The organism is Polymorphospora sp. NPDC050346 (assembly GCF_040655695.1).
Classification (GTDB): Bacteria; Actinomycetota; Actinomycetes; order Mycobacteriales; family Micromonosporaceae; genus Polymorphospora; species Polymorphospora lycopeni.
In genome coordinates this window covers 13,004-30,448 of the sequence record NZ_JBFAKM010000060.1, presented here as the reverse complement: position 1 = coordinate 30,448, position 17,445 = coordinate 13,004, and the positions used below count along the sequence as shown (strand labels likewise).

The window sequence follows — 17,445 nt, the reverse complement described above, 5'->3', positions numbered from 1 at the left end:
CACCCGGGCCAGCTCGCGTTCATCCACACACGGCAGCCAAACACCGCCACGATCCACATACAAGCGACACGCCACAACGACCTAACAAAGCACTAGTAGGCGAGCAGCCCGGGTTCATCGCCGACGAGCCGTTGACCGCGCTCCTTGGCCAGTTCCTCCCTGGTGCGAGCCCGACCCCAGATGCGGATCTCGTCGATGTCCCCAGAGAAGACGCTAACGGGTCGACCGTTGTCGTACTCGGCGCCGATGAGCACTTTCGTGGTGGTGTCGTGGGCGAGATTCACGCTCTTCTCACCGGCGGGCTCGCCGTCGAGGTAGAGCCGGACCCCCTTGCCGGCTTCGACGATCGCGGCGACGTGCGTGTACCGGCCGATGGCCACCGGTCGGGTCGATTTCACCGTCGAATCCGGGACACGGTGCATCAGCGTGAGGTACCCGGTCGCGTCGATGGCGAAGCTGAAGTCGCCCCCCACAGCTCGGTCGTTCTTGGCCAGGATCATCCCGTCGTGGGCCGCCGGGTTGATCCACGCCTCCAGCGTGTATGTCTTCCCGCCCAGTTGCAGCGCGGCCGGGCTGCCCAGATCGACGTGGCTCGTACCGTTGAACCGCAGCGCGGTCCCGGCGGCGCCGAACCCAGGGTCGCGCCCGCTGCCCTGAGTGTTGAACAGCCCGTTGCTCGCCTGCGCGACGTTGAACGAGTCGATCAGCTTCGTCCGGCTGTTGACGGCGAAGATCTGCCACCGCCGGCTGCCCTGCACCTCGGTGGGAAGCAGCAGCACGCTGAACGCGCCGCCGCTGAGGCCGCGAACGAACGTCAACTCCTGGGTCGGCTCGTAGAACGGGCGTCCCTCCATGTCCTTGGTGCCCGGGGTGTCCTTGGCCGACGCCGGCCAGGTGCTGTGCCGGCTGCGCTGGAAGCGGACCTCCATGACCGGCTTCAGCTCCGTGCCGACCAGCACGAACCGGTCGCACAGCAGGGTGTTCTCCACGAGCGGCACCTTCGCGCCGTTGTGTTTCACATAGTCGCCACTGGCAGCGGCGCTCGAGCCACCCTTGGTGAGCTTGTGCACCGCGTCAGGGTGCCCGGCGTCGATGGACTGCCGGAACACCATCAGGTGCGTGCCATCGGATACCACCTGGAACGGTGCCGCCGCAGTGAGCCGCGCCGTGCTCGACAGGAACGGGTCGATCTCGTCCGGATCGGGTACTTCGTTGGCGCCGGCCTCGACCCGCCCGCCGCGCTTGACCACCGGCAGCCGAGTAGCCCCGGCGATCGCGTACCCCACCTGCGTGATCTCGGTGGGAAAGCGCAGCTCAGCCGGGTCGTCATGCCAGTACGACGCGTCGAGTTCACCTCGCTCGGCACCCGGCGACAGATGCAGGACGGAGTAACGAATGCGGCGGTCCTTGTCCATCGCGAACGCGACCGTCACACCCTGGTGCCGGAGCATCGTGGTGTGCATGTAGTCGCGGTCGCCGTACACCCTGACCAGGCTTTTTTCGGACAACATTGGTCCTTTCGCGAGAGAAGCGGCAGGAACTTTGGGCGAGACAGCCTGAAAGCATCTTGCCGCCCCACGACGCCGAGACGGCAATGATCCAACCGTAGTCGATCAAGTGCAAAGAGTGAGAATTTGAATCAAGATTCTGACTAACAATTGACTCAAATTATCTGATTTCATGATCGAATCACTCGTACCACACGGCGTCCTCGGCGGATCGCCGCGTCCGGCAAGGGCAGCACGGACAGCGAGGCGAAGACCGCGGCAAGCATCCCGCCCGCGGCGACAATCGGATGCCGCGCCTCCGACCTGGTCGGCATCGACCTGGACCGGCACCCCGGCAAACCGGACGGTGTCGCCCGGTTCCACGCCCTGTGCGAGGCCCACGCCGGCACCCGGGACAGCGACGGCTGGCAGGACACCCTGACCGTGGTCACCCCGACAGGCGGACAACACCTGTACTTCCGGGCCGGCGGCCGGCCGATCGCAAGCACCTCGGGCGGGGTCAGCGCCCCTCGGCCCGGGAATCGACACCCGCGGACCTGGCCACCGAACCGGTGGCTACCTGGTCGGGCCCGGCTCGGTCACAGCGGCCGGCCGGTACGCGATCGTGAACCCCGCGCCGATCGCCGACCTCCCGGCCTGGCTGCTCGAACTGCTGGTCTACGGCCGTCGGCTCCCCGGCAACCGCGCAGGGCAAGCATCTGACCTGACCAGCGCGGATGGATGACCCCGGACCGGCCTCCCGCACCTAGATCAGCTGCTTAGCGTTGTTTTTGGGCCGGAAACTACTTCCGCCCTAAGCCGCGCAGCGTACTGGTCTGGGTGGGCAGAAGCCCGGCCGCGAGGCTCGCTCCTCCAAGAAATCGCCCGTAGCGCCAAGTCCCTCGACCATGACCTTCTCGAACAGTTCGCCCCAGATCGGAACGTGGACTACCTCCGCAACCTCCTGGTCCACACCGAGATTTTGCCTCCCTGAGTGGAACAGATCGAACGTCTGACCCGATGGCTGGAGCAGCATCTGGCCACCATGCCCGCTACACACGCCCGCCTGGTCCGCCCGTACGCCACCTGGCACCTGTTACCGGGCCCGGCGCCGGGCAGATCGACGAGGCGCGTTCACCGCGGCCGCCGCCGCCAGGTTCCGCGGCCAGGTCCGGATCGCACTCGACCTACTCGCCGCGATCGATGCGGATGGCCTGCGGCTGGCCGATCTGCGCCAGCCCTGGCTCGACCGGTGGCTGACCACCGGCCCACCCAAGCGCTACACGGCCCGCAGCTTCATCCACTGGACCACCGAACGCCACCTCACCCGAGACGTAACCATCCCGGCCCGAAACCCGGGCGTGCCCTCGGTCTTCCTCGAACCCGACCAGCAGATCCACCAACTGGAACGCTGCCTCGGCAACGAACCGCTGCCCGTCGGCGTCCGCACCGCCGACGCACTGATCCTGCTGTTCGGCATCAGCCTGTCGCAGGTCCTCAACCTCCACCAACACCAGGTGATCGACGAGGCGCCCGAACTGTTCCTCGCGATCGGCAGGCACAAGCTGATCATCCCGCCCCGCCTCGCTCGGCTCATCCGCCAGCTCCCCGCGCCGGCCAGCCGGCCCACCCTGCCGTCCCACCCGTCAGCCCGACAGCAGCCGCTGTTCCCCGGACGTCTACCCGGTCGGCCGATGGCCCCACAAACGCTCAGCCGACGCCTGAACGAGCACGGCATCCTCCCACGCGCCGGCCGCAACACCGCGCTGATAACCCTCGCCGCCGACCTCCCCGCGCCCATCGTCGCCGACCTGCTCGGAGTCGAGATCGGCACCGCCGTGCGGTGGACCCGGTACTCAACGTCACGGCGTGGATCCTACGGCCAGGAACAGCCCTTCCCGTACGCGTTTCTGCGTGCTCCCGGGCCCTGCTTGATCTCGCGAAGGAGCCGGATCAGTACCGTCCAGCCGCACACCCGGAACACCGGCGGCGCCCAGCCGGACGCGATCACCCGACGGCCGGCTCGCGTGCCACAACATCTGCCTGTCGGTCGCGGCGCTGGCCCGTCGGGGACGGCTGGCTACGTCATGGACCCACCGGCAACCGTCCGCTGAGGATCGTGTCGGCCGAATTGCGCAGGCCACGAATACCTACGCTCCACCGGTTGACCTGCACACCGAACCGGCCCGCTGCAGCTTCCGATATGTCAGGATTGTGGCCTCGTGTAAGGCCGTGTAAGACCGTGTTAGGTCGTGTAAGGTTCGCGCCCCTGCCGTTTCCAGCGAGTCCGCCATAGCGTCGACCCCAACGGCATCGCTCGTTACCCGACCCCCCGTGGCATCCAGCAGAGACCGCAGCAGCCGGTCCGCTGACACCTGCCATCGCGGCGCTGCCGAGCCCATACCTGCCCAGACGAAGGGGCGTGCCATGCGCTTTGTACGGATCATCTGGAACACAGCCTGGACCGTTGTCCTGCTAGCCGGGATACCAGCCGCGCTGATCCACTACACCCCGCCCCTTACTCGGCCTGACCGGCAGGCCCTGGTCGCCTGGATCCACGAACCGCTGACCCCGTCGTTCGTAGCCGGCTGCCTGGTCGCCGTGTGCTGGCTGCTCTGGATGCTGCTGGTTCTGCTGGCCGTAGCCCGCATCGCAGCCGGCGTCAGGGCACGACGACGCTGGCTGGCCCGGCTCCGCCTGCCGGCACCGATGCACAGCCTCGCCGCAGCCCTGCTCGGTGCCGCCGCGGTTACCACCGCCACCCCGGCGCTGGCCCACACCGGCAGTGCGGTCACCGCCACAGCCGCTGTACCTGACCACGACCGGCCGAGCCAACCACAGCAACCCACCCCTGTCCGGGAGCAGCTCACTGACGATCGCGCCGCCCAGGTCACGGTCAAGCGGCACGACACCCTGTGGCGTCTCGCCGACGCCCACCTCGAAGATCCGACTCGCTGGCCAGAGATCCACGACCTGAACAAAGACCGCTACCCGATGCGCGGCGGCCATCACCTTCGCCCAGGTTGGCTGCTGACCCTACCCACCCAGCCGGCAGCGGAGAATCCTCCGGCGGAGCACCACGGCGACCTCGTCCCGCCCGCCCCAAACCCGTCGACGCCGCCCGGCGTGAACACCAACCCGAGCAACCCCGCACCGTCCGCTGACCCAGACGGCGTCATCGAACCCTCAACGACCCCGCCCGCCGCTACCACCAGCCCGCAAAAGCCCCACACCACCTCCGCCAACCAACCGACAGACCAACCAGGAGTACGCGTGCCCGGGGGCTGGATCAGCATCGGACTCGCCGCCGCGCTCACCACCACAGGCGCCCTCGTCTGGCTACGCCGCCGCGCCCGCTACAACCCCACAGCCGCCGTCGACCCAGCCACCGACCCCACACTCCAGCCCCTGCCCAAGGTCATCAGCCGCCTACGGCGAACGGTCGACGAACAGGCACCCGAGCTGCTGAACCCACCAGACCCGCAGCCCACGGTCCGCGAACTCGAGGGAAGGAAACGCCCACCTCTACCGCCGATCGGACCGACCGGCCTGCAACTGGCCGGCCTGCACACCGACCCCCGCGACGGCGTCGGCTTGACCGGCCCCGGCGCCCCCGACGCGGCCCGCGCCATCCTCGTGGCCACACTCTCCTCCGGCGGAACCCATGACCCCGACGCCCGCGGCCACATCGTCATCCCCGCCAACGTGCTCACCGACCTGCTCGGCGCAGCGGCCGACACCGACCTGGCCGGCGCCATACCCCGCCTACACGTGACCGCCGGACTCGAGAACGCCCTGGCATACGTCGAAGAACAGATCATCCACCGCACCCGGACCATCACCGACGCCGATGCCCCTGACATCGCCACCCTCCACGAAACCGACCCCCACCACGAACCACTGCCACCGATCACCCTCATCACCGACGAACCCGACACAGCACTGCGCACCCGATTGGCCACGGCACTACACCTCGGCCACCCACTGGCGATCAGCGCCGTCATCACCGGCGACTGGCCCCACGGCACAACCCTCACCGTTGCCGCAGACGGCTCGACGACCACCTCCCACGGCGAACTGCAGTCCCAGATCTCCGTAACCGACACCGAGACCACCCTGCAACTGCTCATCGTGATCCGCGAGGCGCACACTGGTGAGCCATCCGGTCAGAGCACCAGCACCCCGACCCGGCAGCCGACGACCGGTGACACCGCGACAGCAACCAGTGCCACCGCCAACCTCGAGACCACCGACCCCAGCACCACCGATGAGCCCGCCAGCGAAGCACGAGAACATACTGGCCAGCCCGTCGGACCAACGCGTCACGGCCGCGAGAAGGTCCAGGTCAGAATCCTGGGACGCGCCGCCATCCTCGACCCAAACGGCAATCCAGTCCCAGGAGTGCGCAGGGCAAGCTACGAACTACTCACCTACCTCGCGGTCCACCGAGAAGGCGCCACAATCCCTGAGATCGAGCTTGCTATGACCCCCGACGCCACCACCCGACGGGCCCGCGACCGCCTGTCCACCAACGTCGCCAACCTGCGCAACCGACTGACTCACGCCAGCAGGCAGGACACCGCCGAGAACTTCAAACCCGTAGTCAACCCCGGCGGACGCTACTGCCTCGACCCCGCACTGCTCGACGTCGACTGGTGGCGCGTACTCGACGCCGCCCGCCGCGCAACCATCACCACTGATCCCCAGACCCAACGCGTAGCCCTCGAAGAAGCCGTCGCCAACTGGGGCGGACTGCTCCACGACGACAACTTCGAATGGATGGACGGGCCCCAGCACACCTGCCGCCAACTCGGCGTGAACATCCACGCCCGCCTCGCAACCCTCATTTCCAACACCGACCCCGAACGTGCGCGACAACTCCTCGACACCGCATGCGCCATCGACCCGCTCAACGAAGAAGTCGCACAGCAGGCCATGAAAGCCCACGCTGGAGACCCCGACGCGATTGGCACACGATTCGCCAGCCTCACCGACGCGCTGCACGAGATCGGTGAGGACACATCCGAAAACACCCGACGCCTGGCGCGTCAGCTACGCCGCAACATGGCCATGTCACCGCACGAAGGACAGCGGGAGTAGACCCTGGGAAGCAGACACGGGAAGTGGCGAGGAGGGCAGCATCGAAGACGTCCTCGCCGACACCACCTACCCTGCCAGCTACAACTATCGGTTGTCGCTGGTGAGCATGTCGGTTGTTTGCTACCTGCTCACGGCGTTTGATGAGATCGTCACATGCCTGCTGCAACAACTCAGCGTATGTATGTCCAGACGTCGGAGTTCGCCCGCGTCGCGGAGCGGATCTATCAGGTCACGGACCTGACGTCGCGGTTGAACGTGCTGCCGTTCGGCGACGTGGAGGGACGCGGGGCACTGTTCGCGCAGATCTTCGCAGGGCCTCTTCCGGAGTCGGTGCGGATTTTCCCGCCGTTCTTTACCGACTACGGCCTGCGCACCGAGTTTGCCGAGAACGTCTTCGTGAACCAGGGCTGCACGTTCCTGGACCAGGGCGGCATCCGGATCGGGGCGGGTGTGATGATCGGCCCGAAGGCGAACCTCATCACCTCCGGGCACCCGGTCCCACCGGCGCAGAGACGCGAGTACACCGAGGCGGCACCGATCGTGCTGGAGGACAACGTGTGGCTCGGTGCCGCCGTGACCGTCCTGCCGGGCGTCACGATCGCCCGCAACTCCGTGGTTGGCGCCGGGGCCGTGGTGACCAGGGACATCGGGCCGAACACGCTTGTGACGGGCCCGGCCGCCTGCGAACGTAAGAGCTGGGACGCCTGAACCGGTGGGTCCGCGCCGGGCATCACGGCGCGGACCCGCGGCCGGGCGTGATGCTGTGCGGTCCGGTCAGGGTATGGCCGGTTCGGCCGCCCAGGCGGGGACCCATGCGTCGGTGGTGGGATGGCGGTTCGGCGCGGACGCGATGTAGCCGCGTAGCGTGGCCAGTCCTGGGTGCGGGTTGTCGGTGCGCCAGACGAGGAAGTGCGGGTAGACCGGTGTGGGGCCCAGGACCGGGATCCGGCGCAGGTCGTAGCTCTGCGGCCAGAGCAGGCGTGTCTTCTGACCGACCAGCGAGGCCAGCGTCGGTGAGTCGGCCAGCACGTCGAGCAGGTGATCGGTGCCGAAGTTGGGACCGATCCGTTCGATGGTGAGGCCGAACGTGGCGGCCAGGGCGTCGTAGTAGGCGGCCCATTCAGTGCCGGGAACGATCCCGGGGATCCAGATCCGCAGCCCGGACAGGTCGGCAATGGTGACGTGGCGGGCGGCGGCGAGCGGGTGAGCCGGTCCGGTCAGCAACTGGTGCGGGTCGTCCAGGACACGCGCGGCGCGAATGCCTGGCGGCATCTGGTCAGGCGGGACGGTGACAGCCCGGAATGTCGCGTCGATCGTACCGGCCTCGACGGCGGCGATTGCGGCGGCGGCGTCCGACTCGACCAGGGCCACCACGTCCAGGTCGGTCTCCGGGTGCGCCCGGTGGAAGTCGCGTAACAGGCCAGCCGGTCCGATCCGCCGGTTCAGTACGTCCACCCGCAATGCACGACGGCCGGGCTGGACCGAGCCGACGGCGCGCTCCGCGAGGCGGATCAGGTCGCGGGCGTGGGGCAGGAACGCCTGACCGTCGACGGTGAGGCGGGCACCCCGCGCCGTACGCGTGAACAATCGCACCCCGAGGTCGCGTTCCAGTGCCGCGATGCGCTTGGACACCGCCTGCTGACTCATCCGCAGCCGGTCGGCCGCCTCGCCGAAGTAGCGGTCGTCTGCCACCGCGAGGAACGCCCGTACCGCACCCAGATCGACGTCCACGGCAACCTCCGGCTGTGGCTCGTCAGCATGCCGCCGCCCAGGCACTCCAGCTTCCCTCCCCAGCCCGCCGATGGATGGCAGGGTGCCTACCGAGGCCGCTTGTCCTCGACGTGGACAACCTGAAGCTCGCGGCCGTCCGTGTCCCGCTTGCCACGTCCGAGCAGACCGACGGCGACACCGCTGGTGTCCTGCACCTCGTCCGGTCCCACATAGGTCAGCACATCGTTATGATGGCCGTACACCACCCACCCGGGACCGGGGTCCAAGGTGATCGTGCCGAAGTCGCCGGCCGGTGACCCGGCATGGACCGGACCGTACTCGCGGAGGATCTCCACCGCCTCGGCCGCGAGGTCGGCGTCGGGGCCGGGCTCCGGCAGGACGACACATGTGCCATGGGCGAACGCCACCCACGACTTGCCGTCCCCTCGGATGATGCGACGCCACCTTCCGGCCAGATCATGCTCCGACATGCGCGAGATCATGCCTGATCCGGACCCCCGGCGTCGACCGCGTTCGAGGACGACCGGGGGCGGGTGAAAACACCGGAAGACCGACGGTGGCACAGTAGGAGTAGAGCGACGATCGCCAGCCCGAAGATCAGCGATCGCCCGAAGGTGTCGTCCAAGGTACCTCCGGCGTCCGTCACGATCGTGCCCCCGGCCCCATCGCCAGAGCCAGCCGCCAGCGAGGCGACGGACCGCTGCAGGTAGAACGGCCTGCTGCAAAGGGCTGCACTCGGGCCGTATCTGCGGCGGTACCTGTGCCGGTGCATCGACACCAGGGCGTCGATGAGGCCGTGGCTGCGGGCGGCGGCCAGGCCGTGCGTGGATCCGGGTAGCGTGCAGGACTCGTCAGAGCGGTGCTCCGACTTCGATCATGAACCGTACGGGGTCCTGTGCTGCTCTCGAGCCGCGGGTGCTGTTGGCGTGTACCTCGAAGTGGAGGTGTGGGCCGCTGGAGTGACCGGTGGTGCCTACGACGCCGATCGGCTGTCCGACCGCAACGTAATCGCCCACTTTCACCAGTGGTGGTTTGTCGAGGTGGCAGTAGCGGGTCATGATGCCGCCTGGGTGCGCGATGTCGACGTACCAGCCGCATCCCTTGGTGAGTATGGGGTGGCCGTCGCGGTGGCATCCCCAGTCGCTGCCGTCGCGGGCGTCGATGGCGTTGCATCGGGCGCGGGTGACGGTGCCGGTGGACGCGGCTCGGATCGTGGTGCCGCGTGGGGCGATGAGGTCGACGCCGTCGTGGCCAGGGCGGTCGGTGGTGCGGAAGCCGGACCCGATGACGGCGCGTACGGGCTGTGTCCAGGCGCCGGAGGAGATGTCGCAGTGGTCCGGGACGGTGGCCGCTGATGGCGTGGGCAGCCCGGCGATTGTGTCGACGATCAGGTTGGCGTCCGGTTCCCATTTGGCATAGGCGTCGGGGTATGCGCTGATCTGGACTCTCTGTGCTGCTTCGGTGAGCGGCATGGTCTGCCAGTTCGGGATCGTCAGCAGCTTGTCGTAGAACTTGCCCGCCGCGTATGCCGGGTCGCGAAGCTGTGAGGGCGTGCCCCAGCCTTGGCTGGGGCGTTGCTGGAACAACCCCACGGAGTCGCGGTCGCCGCTGGCGAGGTTGCGCAGTGTCGATTCCTGCATCGCGGTGGCTACGGCGATCACCCATCCTCGCCGGGGCACGTTCTTGGCGGAGCCGACGGAGATGATGGTGGCGGCGTGGCCGACCTGTTCCCGATCCCAGGGGCCCACGGCGGGCCATCCATGCCTCGAGGTCGGGGAGAGCGGGCGGCCGTGGGGGTCGCAGCCGGCGGTTGCGCCGCCGAGCAGGAGTGTGGGGCCGGTGAGGCAGACGAAGACCACCGCCATCACAGCGGCGAGCAGGGTGGTGACCATGCGGCTACTCACGATCGCGCCCGGCCGGACTTGTGCGCATTCGTAGTGGGTGCGTGGCTCATGTCAGGGCCTCCAGTTGGATCTCGCAGGTCAGGCTTGAACTCGGGCAGGTGTCATGTGACGGGCAGCCGGTGGGCGGCCTGCAGTGCGGCAAACACGCTGGAAATGCAAAAAGAGCCGCATATGCGGCACGACAAGGTGCGGGGGATGGGGTGGCTCGCTGGCCGCCGTCAGTGCTGTTGCTTGCATCAGTAAAACGAACGTGTGTTCTAATTCGGTGTGGAGCGGCGTAGGCATTGGTGGAACGGCAGGTGGGGTCGACTTGCACGACGGGACGTCCTGCTGTTCGAGGACGGCGGAGTGTGGCGACTGGAGGCGCGGCAGGGAGGTGTCGAAGGTTCCAGCCGGTCGTGGGAGTTCGGCGATGAGGAAGCGACGACGGCGCATGCGCGTGCGCTGCGTGACGGTGACGGGTGGCGGGAGCTGGACTCGGGCCGGAATCCGCCGCTGTAGGCGGAGGGTGCTGAGTGTCGTCTGCGAGGTACGGCGGCTCCCGATCTTGACATCGGGGAAAGCCGCTGCGGTGGTGTCTCGTCGCCTGACGCGCCCTGCCGCGGCCCGAACAGGGATGCGTACTCGGAACGGTGCCAGTCAGAGTTGACGGTTGACGGCGACCAGGACGGTGATCGGGATTGATCCGCAGCGAGTTGGGCGCGTGCTGGCGTCAGGTAGCCGACGCCGGCCGCCGTGGCGCTGTTCGTATCGTGGCCGGGCGTAGCAGTACGGCGCGAAGAGGTGGCCGTTCGTGGCGAGGATGACGTTGCCGTGCAGGGTGCTGCCGACCAGGTGGTTGATGTGGCCGGCCACGCCGTGCTGCTGGCTTCGAAGCCGGAGCCGAGCTTGCTTGGATCGGCGAGTAGTTCGCCGGCCTTGCGGCGGCGATGATGGCTTGGAACTGGGGCTGGTTGGAAGGCGTTGACATCTGCGTCGGCGTGACCCCGGGGCTGGAGGCGGTCGCTGGTAGCCCTCCGGGAGGCGGCCGGCGGGGTGCCGGCCACAGCACGGCGCCCGGTTCGGTGGTGATGGGCGGCGAGCAGGTGCTGGTCGAAGTGACCGGCGCAGGCCGGGTCCCGGCGTGCGCCGGCTCGGCGTGATCAGTAGGGACTGACGAAGGCTGTCGGGGCCGGCAGAGGCGCGGAAGTGGATACGGCACAGGCCGGCAACCGGGAAGTCGGACCGACGATGGGAGCCGGGCGCGGGGTGATCATGCTGCCGTGGCTTGAGTCCGGAGCGGTGCCGCGCCGGTGTGCGCCTCGGTCGGGCCGGTGGTGGCGAGGGCTTTGGACGGTTCGGGCGGCATGGGCGGGCTGTTGGTGGTGGCGAGTCCGGCCAGGCGGCGTGCCGGCGGGTCGGGGTGGTCAAGGATGCCGAGTTGTCCGGCGCGGCGGATGGCCTGGATGGAGCGCAGGTTGAGTTGGTGTCGCTGGGCGAGTTCGTGCAGGTTGGTGTGGCCGGCTTTCAGGTCGGCCCAGACGGTGAGCCAGCGTTGATAGGGCTCGGGGTTGGCCGGGATCCGACGCATGAGCGTGACGGGCCATTCGTCGTGAGCGGCTGGGGCGGCCGGAGACTCGTCGTCGTGTCGCGACACGACGTCGTCGTCGTGTATGTCGTCCGGTCCGTGTCGCGGCTCGTCCGCGCTGGACGGTGAGATCGCCAGGTCGGCGTCCTCGGACGGGGACGACGCCGCCGACGGCGTTGGCAGGGCTTGAGCTACATGCCGTGGGGCGTGCTCGAGGATGCGCGACAGCATCTTGATGGCGGCGATGAGCGCGACGGCGGGCCAGCCGGCGATGATCCGGGCGATCAGATCGTCTTGGGCGACGAGGATGTTCGCGCCGAGGCTGGCGACGCCGCCGGCTACCAGTGCTGTCCAGGTGACCCAGCCGGATGGGCGGCCGGCGCGGCGGTCGGCGAGGATGGTCAGGGTTGCCACCACTTCGATGCCGTCCACCGTCAACGGGAAGGCGTGTGCCTTCCAGCCGGTCTCACCACGGGATTCGGCGAGCTCGCGCAGGTGGTCGTAGCTGACAGCGGCGGCGATGCCGGCCAGTCCCAGGGTGGTCAGCGTCGCTGCGGCGGTGATAGCAAGATCGGCCGGTGACTGGCTCGCCGGTTCGGCCCGCATGCGAAGCCGCAGCACGATGTCGATGACGGTGAGCACGATGGCGACGGCGATGCCCGCGACGACGAGGCGGGAGTCCATCAGCGGCGCCTCGGCCGCAGGCGTGAGCTCGCAGACGTGTCGCGGACCGCGCGGTGGATGGTGCGCTTGTCACCGTGGGATGTCGCGACAGCGGCCCGGCAGTCGGCTTGGCCATAGGTGGAGTGGATGGGTCGCAGCAAGGGGGTTGCACCTTTCTGGGAGCGCGGTGCCGGCGCCCCTCGGGCACCGGCACCGCGCAACGGTGTGGGATCGGTGCCGGTGCGCACCTGTTGGTGCGTCACCCGGGCGCAGGCGTTTGATCAGGAGTGGTCAGGTGGTGCGGTTGGTGGGGTTCAGTCGGTGTGGATGTTGTAGTCGTGGTGCTCGACGGGCACGATGTCGACGGCCCGGATCTTGTCGGTGTGGGGGCGGGCGACTTCGAGGTGGTCGAGGTCCGCGGTGACGGTGTCGACCGCGATCGGGATGGCCTCGCGCTGGTCGAGGGCCTGGACGGTGACGACGAGCGGCACCACCCAGACCGTGTGGTACCGGTGCTGCCGCGTGGTGGCCGGTGGGGCTTCCTGGTCCAGGACCCGTAGCCGCAGTTGCCACGGTTCGGTTGCGTGCACGGTCGCGGTGTGCAGGCCACGCAGGTCGACGCGCAGGAGTTGCTCGGCTGCGGACACGGCGTCGTCGCTGGTGGCCGAGTCGACTTCGATCGCCAGCGGGGCGTAGACGGTCGCTTCGAAGTGGGACCGCAGTGGTGGCGGCATGGTCAGGTACCGCAGGGCGTTGTTGGCGTCCGCGACGGTCAACGCCCTGGTGTTGACCGCCCAGATGATCCAGCGCCGTACCAGGTCGACGAACTGCCGGTAGCGGTGTTCCATGGCGCCGCTGGTGTCGCGCAGGGCGTGGTCGGCTTGGGTGAGGGCGCCGCGCAACGCCGCGACGAGTTCGGTGTCGGCACGGCGCAAAAGCGCGATCTGCTGAGCGATCAGGTCCGCGGCGGCGCGTAGGGCGTCGTCGTCCGGCACGCTGCCCTGGCCGTCTTGTGGGAGTCCGTCGTGCAGCAGGTCGAGGATGTGGTCGGCGTCGCAGCGGGGCTGCGGCGGGATGAGGCCGGCGTCGACCGGCGGGGTGTGCGGTTGCATGAGCTGTCCTTCCAGGCGTGCGTCGTGTCCATGCTGTTGCTGGCAGCGGCCGCGGCTGCGGGTGCGGTCAGCGCAGCAGGGTGGCCGACGAGGAGTTGGGGCCGCGTGCCGGACTGGTTCACCGGGAGGTAGGCGTGTTGCCCCAGCCGGCGAGGGCGGACGGCGGCATGCCGGCGCGCAGCGCCTCGCCGACCAGCAGCGCCATCTGGCAGCGCGGGTCAGCGGCGAGTGCGCGGTCGACGGCGATGTTGGCCAGGGTGCCGTCCCCGGCCCTCCATGCGGTGAACGCGAGCAGCGAGGCGGGGGCGGGGGACAGGTCAGGGTCGGCTCGTCGGGTGAGGTCACGCCACAGGTCCAGGTGCCACGACTCGTGGGTGGCGGTGTACCAGGCGTGGTCACGGACCGGCACGATGGTCAGCAGGACGGTGAGCCAGGCGACCTCGTCGTCGGTGCACTGCTGGCGCTGCTGGTATCGGGTTGCGGCCTCGGCCAGCATCGTGCGGCCCTCGGCCCTGACCGTGGCTGCGGCCAGGGTGGTGAGCCGGTGGCGGGCGCGGATCGTGGCGTCGGTCATCGCCGCACGACCTGGGCCCGTCAGTGGCGCGACGGAGGCTTCCAAGCTGGCCCGGTCCGCGAACGGGCTGGATCCAGCCACGACGGCGTGCACGGCGAGCGGGTTGATGTCCGCATCGAACGGGGTGCCGTCGGGCGGGCAGCAGTCGGTGTCCGTGCACAGCAGGGACCAGTACCGGCCGTCATCGACGCGCAGCGCGTCGTGGACGGCGAGGCCGGCGACGGTGAAGATCTGATGCGCGGCGGCAAGGGCCGGGTCGACGGCCGGCGCCGGTCCGTAGCCGACGATGATGACGTGGGTGCTGTCCACTGCCTGCACCGACGGCAGAAGCTGGGGAAGGTCTTCCGGTACGACCGGCAGATCGGTGCGGCAGGCCAAGACGACTTTCGTTCCGACGGTGGCGATCAGGACGAGGCTGTTGCCCGGCTGGTATCCGAGCAGGTGGGGTACCAGGGCGAGGACGTCGGCCGGTGAGCTGATGCTCAGCGGCATGGGTTGAGAAGCGGTCATCACTGGTTCCTTCCGTGGTGGGGTAGCGCGGCGGGCAGGGCTGGCCAGCACGGATGGCCCTGCCCGCCGCGTAGCGGGGTCAGGACTGGGGCGGGGCCAGTCGCAGGTGAACGTCGCCGGTGGCACCGGTGGCGAACGTCAGCCGGAGCAGACCGCTGTCCAGGCGGGCGACGTCACGCAGCCCGTTGCGGTCGGTGAGCCACGACGACCGCCACAGGACGCGGGCGACCTCCTCGGTGAGCAGGTCGACGTCGGGCGCGATCGGAGGGAGCGGCTCGAGTCCGAGAACGCGGCGGAGCCCGGTCTCCCACATCTCGCTGGTGGTGACCCAGCGGTCGTCGCCGCGCTGGTAGAACACGGCGTCGGTGGGCGCGTCCTGCGTACGGGCCAGCCGTACCAGTGCGGTGATGTGGTCCGGTGGCCAGCCGGCCAGGCGGCCGTAGGCGCGTAGGTACGGGTAGCTGTCGTCGGTGGCATCAGCGTCGGGTGCCATCTGGCGTCTTCCTTTCATGAACACGTGTGCCCGGAACCACGGCGGGTGGTTCCGGGCATGTAGATCGACAGGGTGTGGGAATCGGGCAGGGGCCGGGAATCCGGTCAGATGCCTGCCGCCGCGGTCGGGGTCACCCGGGCTGCCAACTCCTGCTGTTGCGGGTCAGCCGCGGGGCCAGGGCAGCCGGGGTGTAGCAGATGCAGTACTGCGGTATTTCGCCACAGTCGAAGCACCAGCCGCAGGATCGGCATACGCCGTCGCCCGGGTCGATGGCCGAATGGCACTCCAGGCAGCGGTCGAGTTCGTCGGCAGTGTGGTCCCACGTCGACCAGCCCCAACCCGGGCCGGGCGCACGGTAGCCCTGATTGGAGTACCAGATGCCGCCGTCCCAGACTCCGGAGTCCTCGTTGAGGATGTAGGCGGACTGCTTGAACCGGCGATCCACGGTCAGGATCACCATCTTGTTGTCAGGAGTCATCCATCGCTCGAACCGCAACCGGGCACGCCGCAGATGCAGCGACCCGAACCGGGGCAGGAAGGTCTCGGCGGTGATCCGGGTGTCCGAGCGGGGATCGCCCTTGCCCGGTTGGACAACACGGGGCAGCACGCCGTTGTGCGCCAGGACGGTGCGGTGGTCTCCACCGACCGCGAACGGATGGCAGTTGTCGAGGCTGGTGCTGCCGTGGGTGGTGAACCGGGAGTGGAACAGCGCCGGACCGTCCGGATGCCGGTGCCGCGCCACGGTAAAGGCCTCCACCGTCGCCTCGGCGTCCATGCCGTGATGGACCAGGATCTGGTCGCCGGTGACGATGGCGAAGCCGTGGCCGTTGTCGTTGAGGTAGGTGCCGTTGAGCAGCGCGGTCGTGTCCGGCATCACCGTGGCGGGGAAGAAGGTCAGCAGACACATGCCAGCGCCTCCAATTGCTGCATGAGCGGCGCGTAGGCCGGCCGGGCCGTGAGCCAGTCGACGAATGCCGGCCACGTCCAGCCGCCGTCGCGGGCGATGTCGTGCGCGGTCAGGGCTCGGGTGTACTCGACCGACGCGGCGGCGAACCCGAGCGCGGCCTGCACCTGCCGCGGATCCAGGGAACTGGCGAAGATCCGCAGCTCGAACGTGTCCGAGTTACCGGTGTTGATCGCCCGGTACCGCGCGTACCCACGGGTGCCCTTGGCGTAGTCCTTCACGGCCCGGCGGTCGTCGTCGGTGAACGCCGCCCACTCCCGCGACGTCCGGCGCGCGAGCGTCGTGACCTGCCGTTCGTTGCGGTAGATGAACTTCATCCACCGGTACACGTGGCTCGGCGAGGTGAACCCGTCCCGGGAGACGTGTACGTGGATCCCGGTGCGGTTGGTGGCCTCGCAGCCGGCGGCGGCGAGTTCGTCGAGCATCCGCCACGGGAAGTTGTCCATCGCCCACCGGTACGACATCGGGTGGGTGACGATCTCGAAGCCGCCGTCGATGGAGCTGTCGTTCTTCAGGTAGCCGAGCCTGCCCAGGTGGGAGTTCGCGAGTTCCGCGCAGCTCCAGTCGCGGTGGCCGGGTGTGGCGATCTCGATCTCGGGGCCGAGAAACAGCGGGCCGGTACCGTGGAAGATCGGCCGGGGCCGGTAGTCGTAGTCGAAGACCAGACCGCCACGGTCGCCGTCGTCGTAGTCCGCGGGACAGCAGTCGTCGCAGACGCAGTCCGCGGGACAGCAGTCGTTGCCGCAGTAGGCCCCGTCCCGGTTCCAGCCATCGCACTGCGAGCACTGCCAGTAGTAGGCGTCGCAGCACGTCTCGCAGATGGTCGATCCGCGGACCGTTTCGACGGTCTCCACCGTCGGTGCCGGCGTGTCGCACCGGGCGCAGGTGACACAGCCCGCGCACGGCGAACCGCCTGCGGTGTCGGTGCCACAGCCGGCGCACCGCAGCGCCTGCGGCGGCGCATCACCTGGACACAAGCCGAGAGGATCGACGTCTTCGTGGATTGCTACCGATTGAGTCGGTGGCATGGTCACACCTCCTGAAAGTGGTCACGGAGGTGCGGAACCGTCCCGTTTCCGCACCTCCGATCGCCGAGTTGGCAAATGAACGAGGAAACGGGAAATGGGACGGATGAATAACTGCGACAGCCGGCATGTGGCCGGGCGTCACGAACAGCGCGACGACCGTCGAAAGAGGAGGCTGCCGACGCGGGTGGTCGCATGGCCGGCGCCGGACGCATCCCAGTGGACGGCCGGAACGTCAGCCGCCTGCGGCGTCACCCACCGACACCGGATGATGGGTCGTCGGACCACCAGCGGCGTGCCTGCAGCTGGTCAAGC

14 protein-coding genes and 1 pseudogene are annotated in these 17,445 nt (G+C 68.7%); 3 read left to right on the top strand and 12 right to left on the bottom strand.

Features of this window, described 5'->3' with window-relative positions:
* Positions 1 to 92: 92 nt before the first annotated feature.
* The gene (locus tag AB0I42_RS35040; protein ID WP_357544069.1) at positions 93 to 1,595 is read right to left on the bottom strand and encodes a LamG domain-containing protein; all 1,503 of its coding nucleotides are present in this window, start codon (positions 1,593 to 1,595) and stop codon (positions 93 to 95) included.
* Positions 1,596 to 2,010: 415 nt separating this feature from the next.
* Between AB0I42_RS35040 and AB0I42_RS35035 the strand changes: the two are divergent.
* Positions 2,011 to 2,232: pseudogene (locus AB0I42_RS35035) on the top strand (bifunctional DNA primase/polymerase); the annotation flags it as partial.
* 442 nt (positions 2,233 to 2,674) lie between these two features.
* Here the strand turns inward: AB0I42_RS35035 and AB0I42_RS35030 are convergent.
* A complete protein-coding gene (locus AB0I42_RS35030) occupies positions 2,675 to 3,049 on the bottom strand; it encodes a hypothetical protein (protein WP_357544068.1) in 375 nt (124 codons plus the stop codon).
* 865 nt (positions 3,050 to 3,914) lie between these two features.
* On the opposite strand from AB0I42_RS35030, the gene AB0I42_RS35025 reads away from it, so the two are divergent.
* Together AB0I42_RS35025 and AB0I42_RS35020 are read left to right on the top strand one after the other, a co-directional pair.
* Positions 3,915 to 6,587 (top strand): BTAD domain-containing putative transcriptional regulator, encoded by a 2,673-nt coding sequence (locus AB0I42_RS35025; RefSeq protein WP_357544067.1) that lies wholly within the window; start codon positions 3,915 to 3,917, stop codon positions 6,585 to 6,587.
* A 153-nt stretch (positions 6,588 to 6,740) separates the two neighbouring features.
* Positions 6,741 to 7,295 (top strand): sugar O-acetyltransferase, encoded by a 555-nt coding sequence (locus tag AB0I42_RS35020; protein ID WP_357544066.1) that lies wholly within the window; start codon positions 6,741 to 6,743, stop codon positions 7,293 to 7,295.
* A gap of 66 nt (positions 7,296 to 7,361) precedes the next feature.
* Here the strand turns inward: AB0I42_RS35020 and AB0I42_RS35015 are convergent, their stop codons facing one another.
* The 10 genes from AB0I42_RS35015 to AB0I42_RS34970 form a co-directional block, all read right to left on the bottom strand.
* Positions 7,362 to 8,318, bottom strand: a complete 957-nt coding sequence (locus tag AB0I42_RS35015) for a LysR family transcriptional regulator (RefSeq protein ID WP_357544065.1) — start codon at positions 8,316 to 8,318, stop codon at positions 7,362 to 7,364.
* An 86-nt stretch (positions 8,319 to 8,404) separates the two neighbouring features.
* Entirely contained in the window at positions 8,405 to 8,788 is a 384-nt protein-coding gene (locus tag AB0I42_RS35010) for a hypothetical protein (RefSeq protein ID WP_357544064.1), read from the bottom strand.
* A gap of 381 nt (positions 8,789 to 9,169) precedes the next feature.
* Entirely contained in the window at positions 9,170 to 10,222 is a 1,053-nt protein-coding gene (locus tag AB0I42_RS35005) for a M23 family metallopeptidase (protein ID WP_357544063.1), read from the bottom strand.
* Between the two features lie 639 nt (positions 10,223 to 10,861).
* Positions 10,862 to 11,077, bottom strand: coding sequence for a hypothetical protein (locus tag AB0I42_RS35000; RefSeq protein ID WP_357544062.1), 216 nt, complete (start codon positions 11,075 to 11,077; stop codon positions 10,862 to 10,864).
* 397 nt (positions 11,078 to 11,474) lie between these two features.
* Positions 11,475 to 12,473: a DUF2637 domain-containing protein gene (locus AB0I42_RS34995; RefSeq protein WP_357544061.1), complete on the bottom strand. Its 999-nt coding sequence runs from the start codon at positions 12,471 to 12,473 to the stop codon at positions 11,475 to 11,477.
* A 293-nt stretch (positions 12,474 to 12,766) separates the two neighbouring features.
* Positions 12,767 to 13,564, bottom strand: coding sequence for a hypothetical protein (locus tag AB0I42_RS34990; protein ID WP_357544060.1), 798 nt, complete (start codon positions 13,562 to 13,564; stop codon positions 12,767 to 12,769).
* Positions 13,565 to 13,682: 118 nt separating this feature from the next.
* On the bottom strand, positions 13,683 to 14,648 hold the full coding sequence (locus AB0I42_RS34985; RefSeq protein ID WP_357544059.1) for a DUF4192 domain-containing protein: 966 nt from the start codon (positions 14,646 to 14,648) through the stop codon (positions 13,683 to 13,685).
* A 79-nt stretch (positions 14,649 to 14,727) separates the two neighbouring features.
* Entirely contained in the window at positions 14,728 to 15,141 is a 414-nt protein-coding gene (locus AB0I42_RS34980; protein WP_357544058.1) for a hypothetical protein, read from the bottom strand.
* A gap of 130 nt (positions 15,142 to 15,271) precedes the next feature.
* Positions 15,272 to 16,048: a hypothetical protein gene (locus tag AB0I42_RS34975; protein ID WP_357544057.1), complete on the bottom strand. Its 777-nt coding sequence runs from the start codon at positions 16,046 to 16,048 to the stop codon at positions 15,272 to 15,274.
* Positions 16,036 to 16,959, bottom strand: a complete 924-nt coding sequence (locus AB0I42_RS34970) for a hypothetical protein (protein ID WP_357544056.1) — start codon at positions 16,957 to 16,959, stop codon at positions 16,036 to 16,038. The genes AB0I42_RS34975 and AB0I42_RS34970 overlap by 13 nt, the downstream gene beginning before the upstream one ends.
* Positions 16,960 to 17,445: the final 486 nt, after the last annotated feature.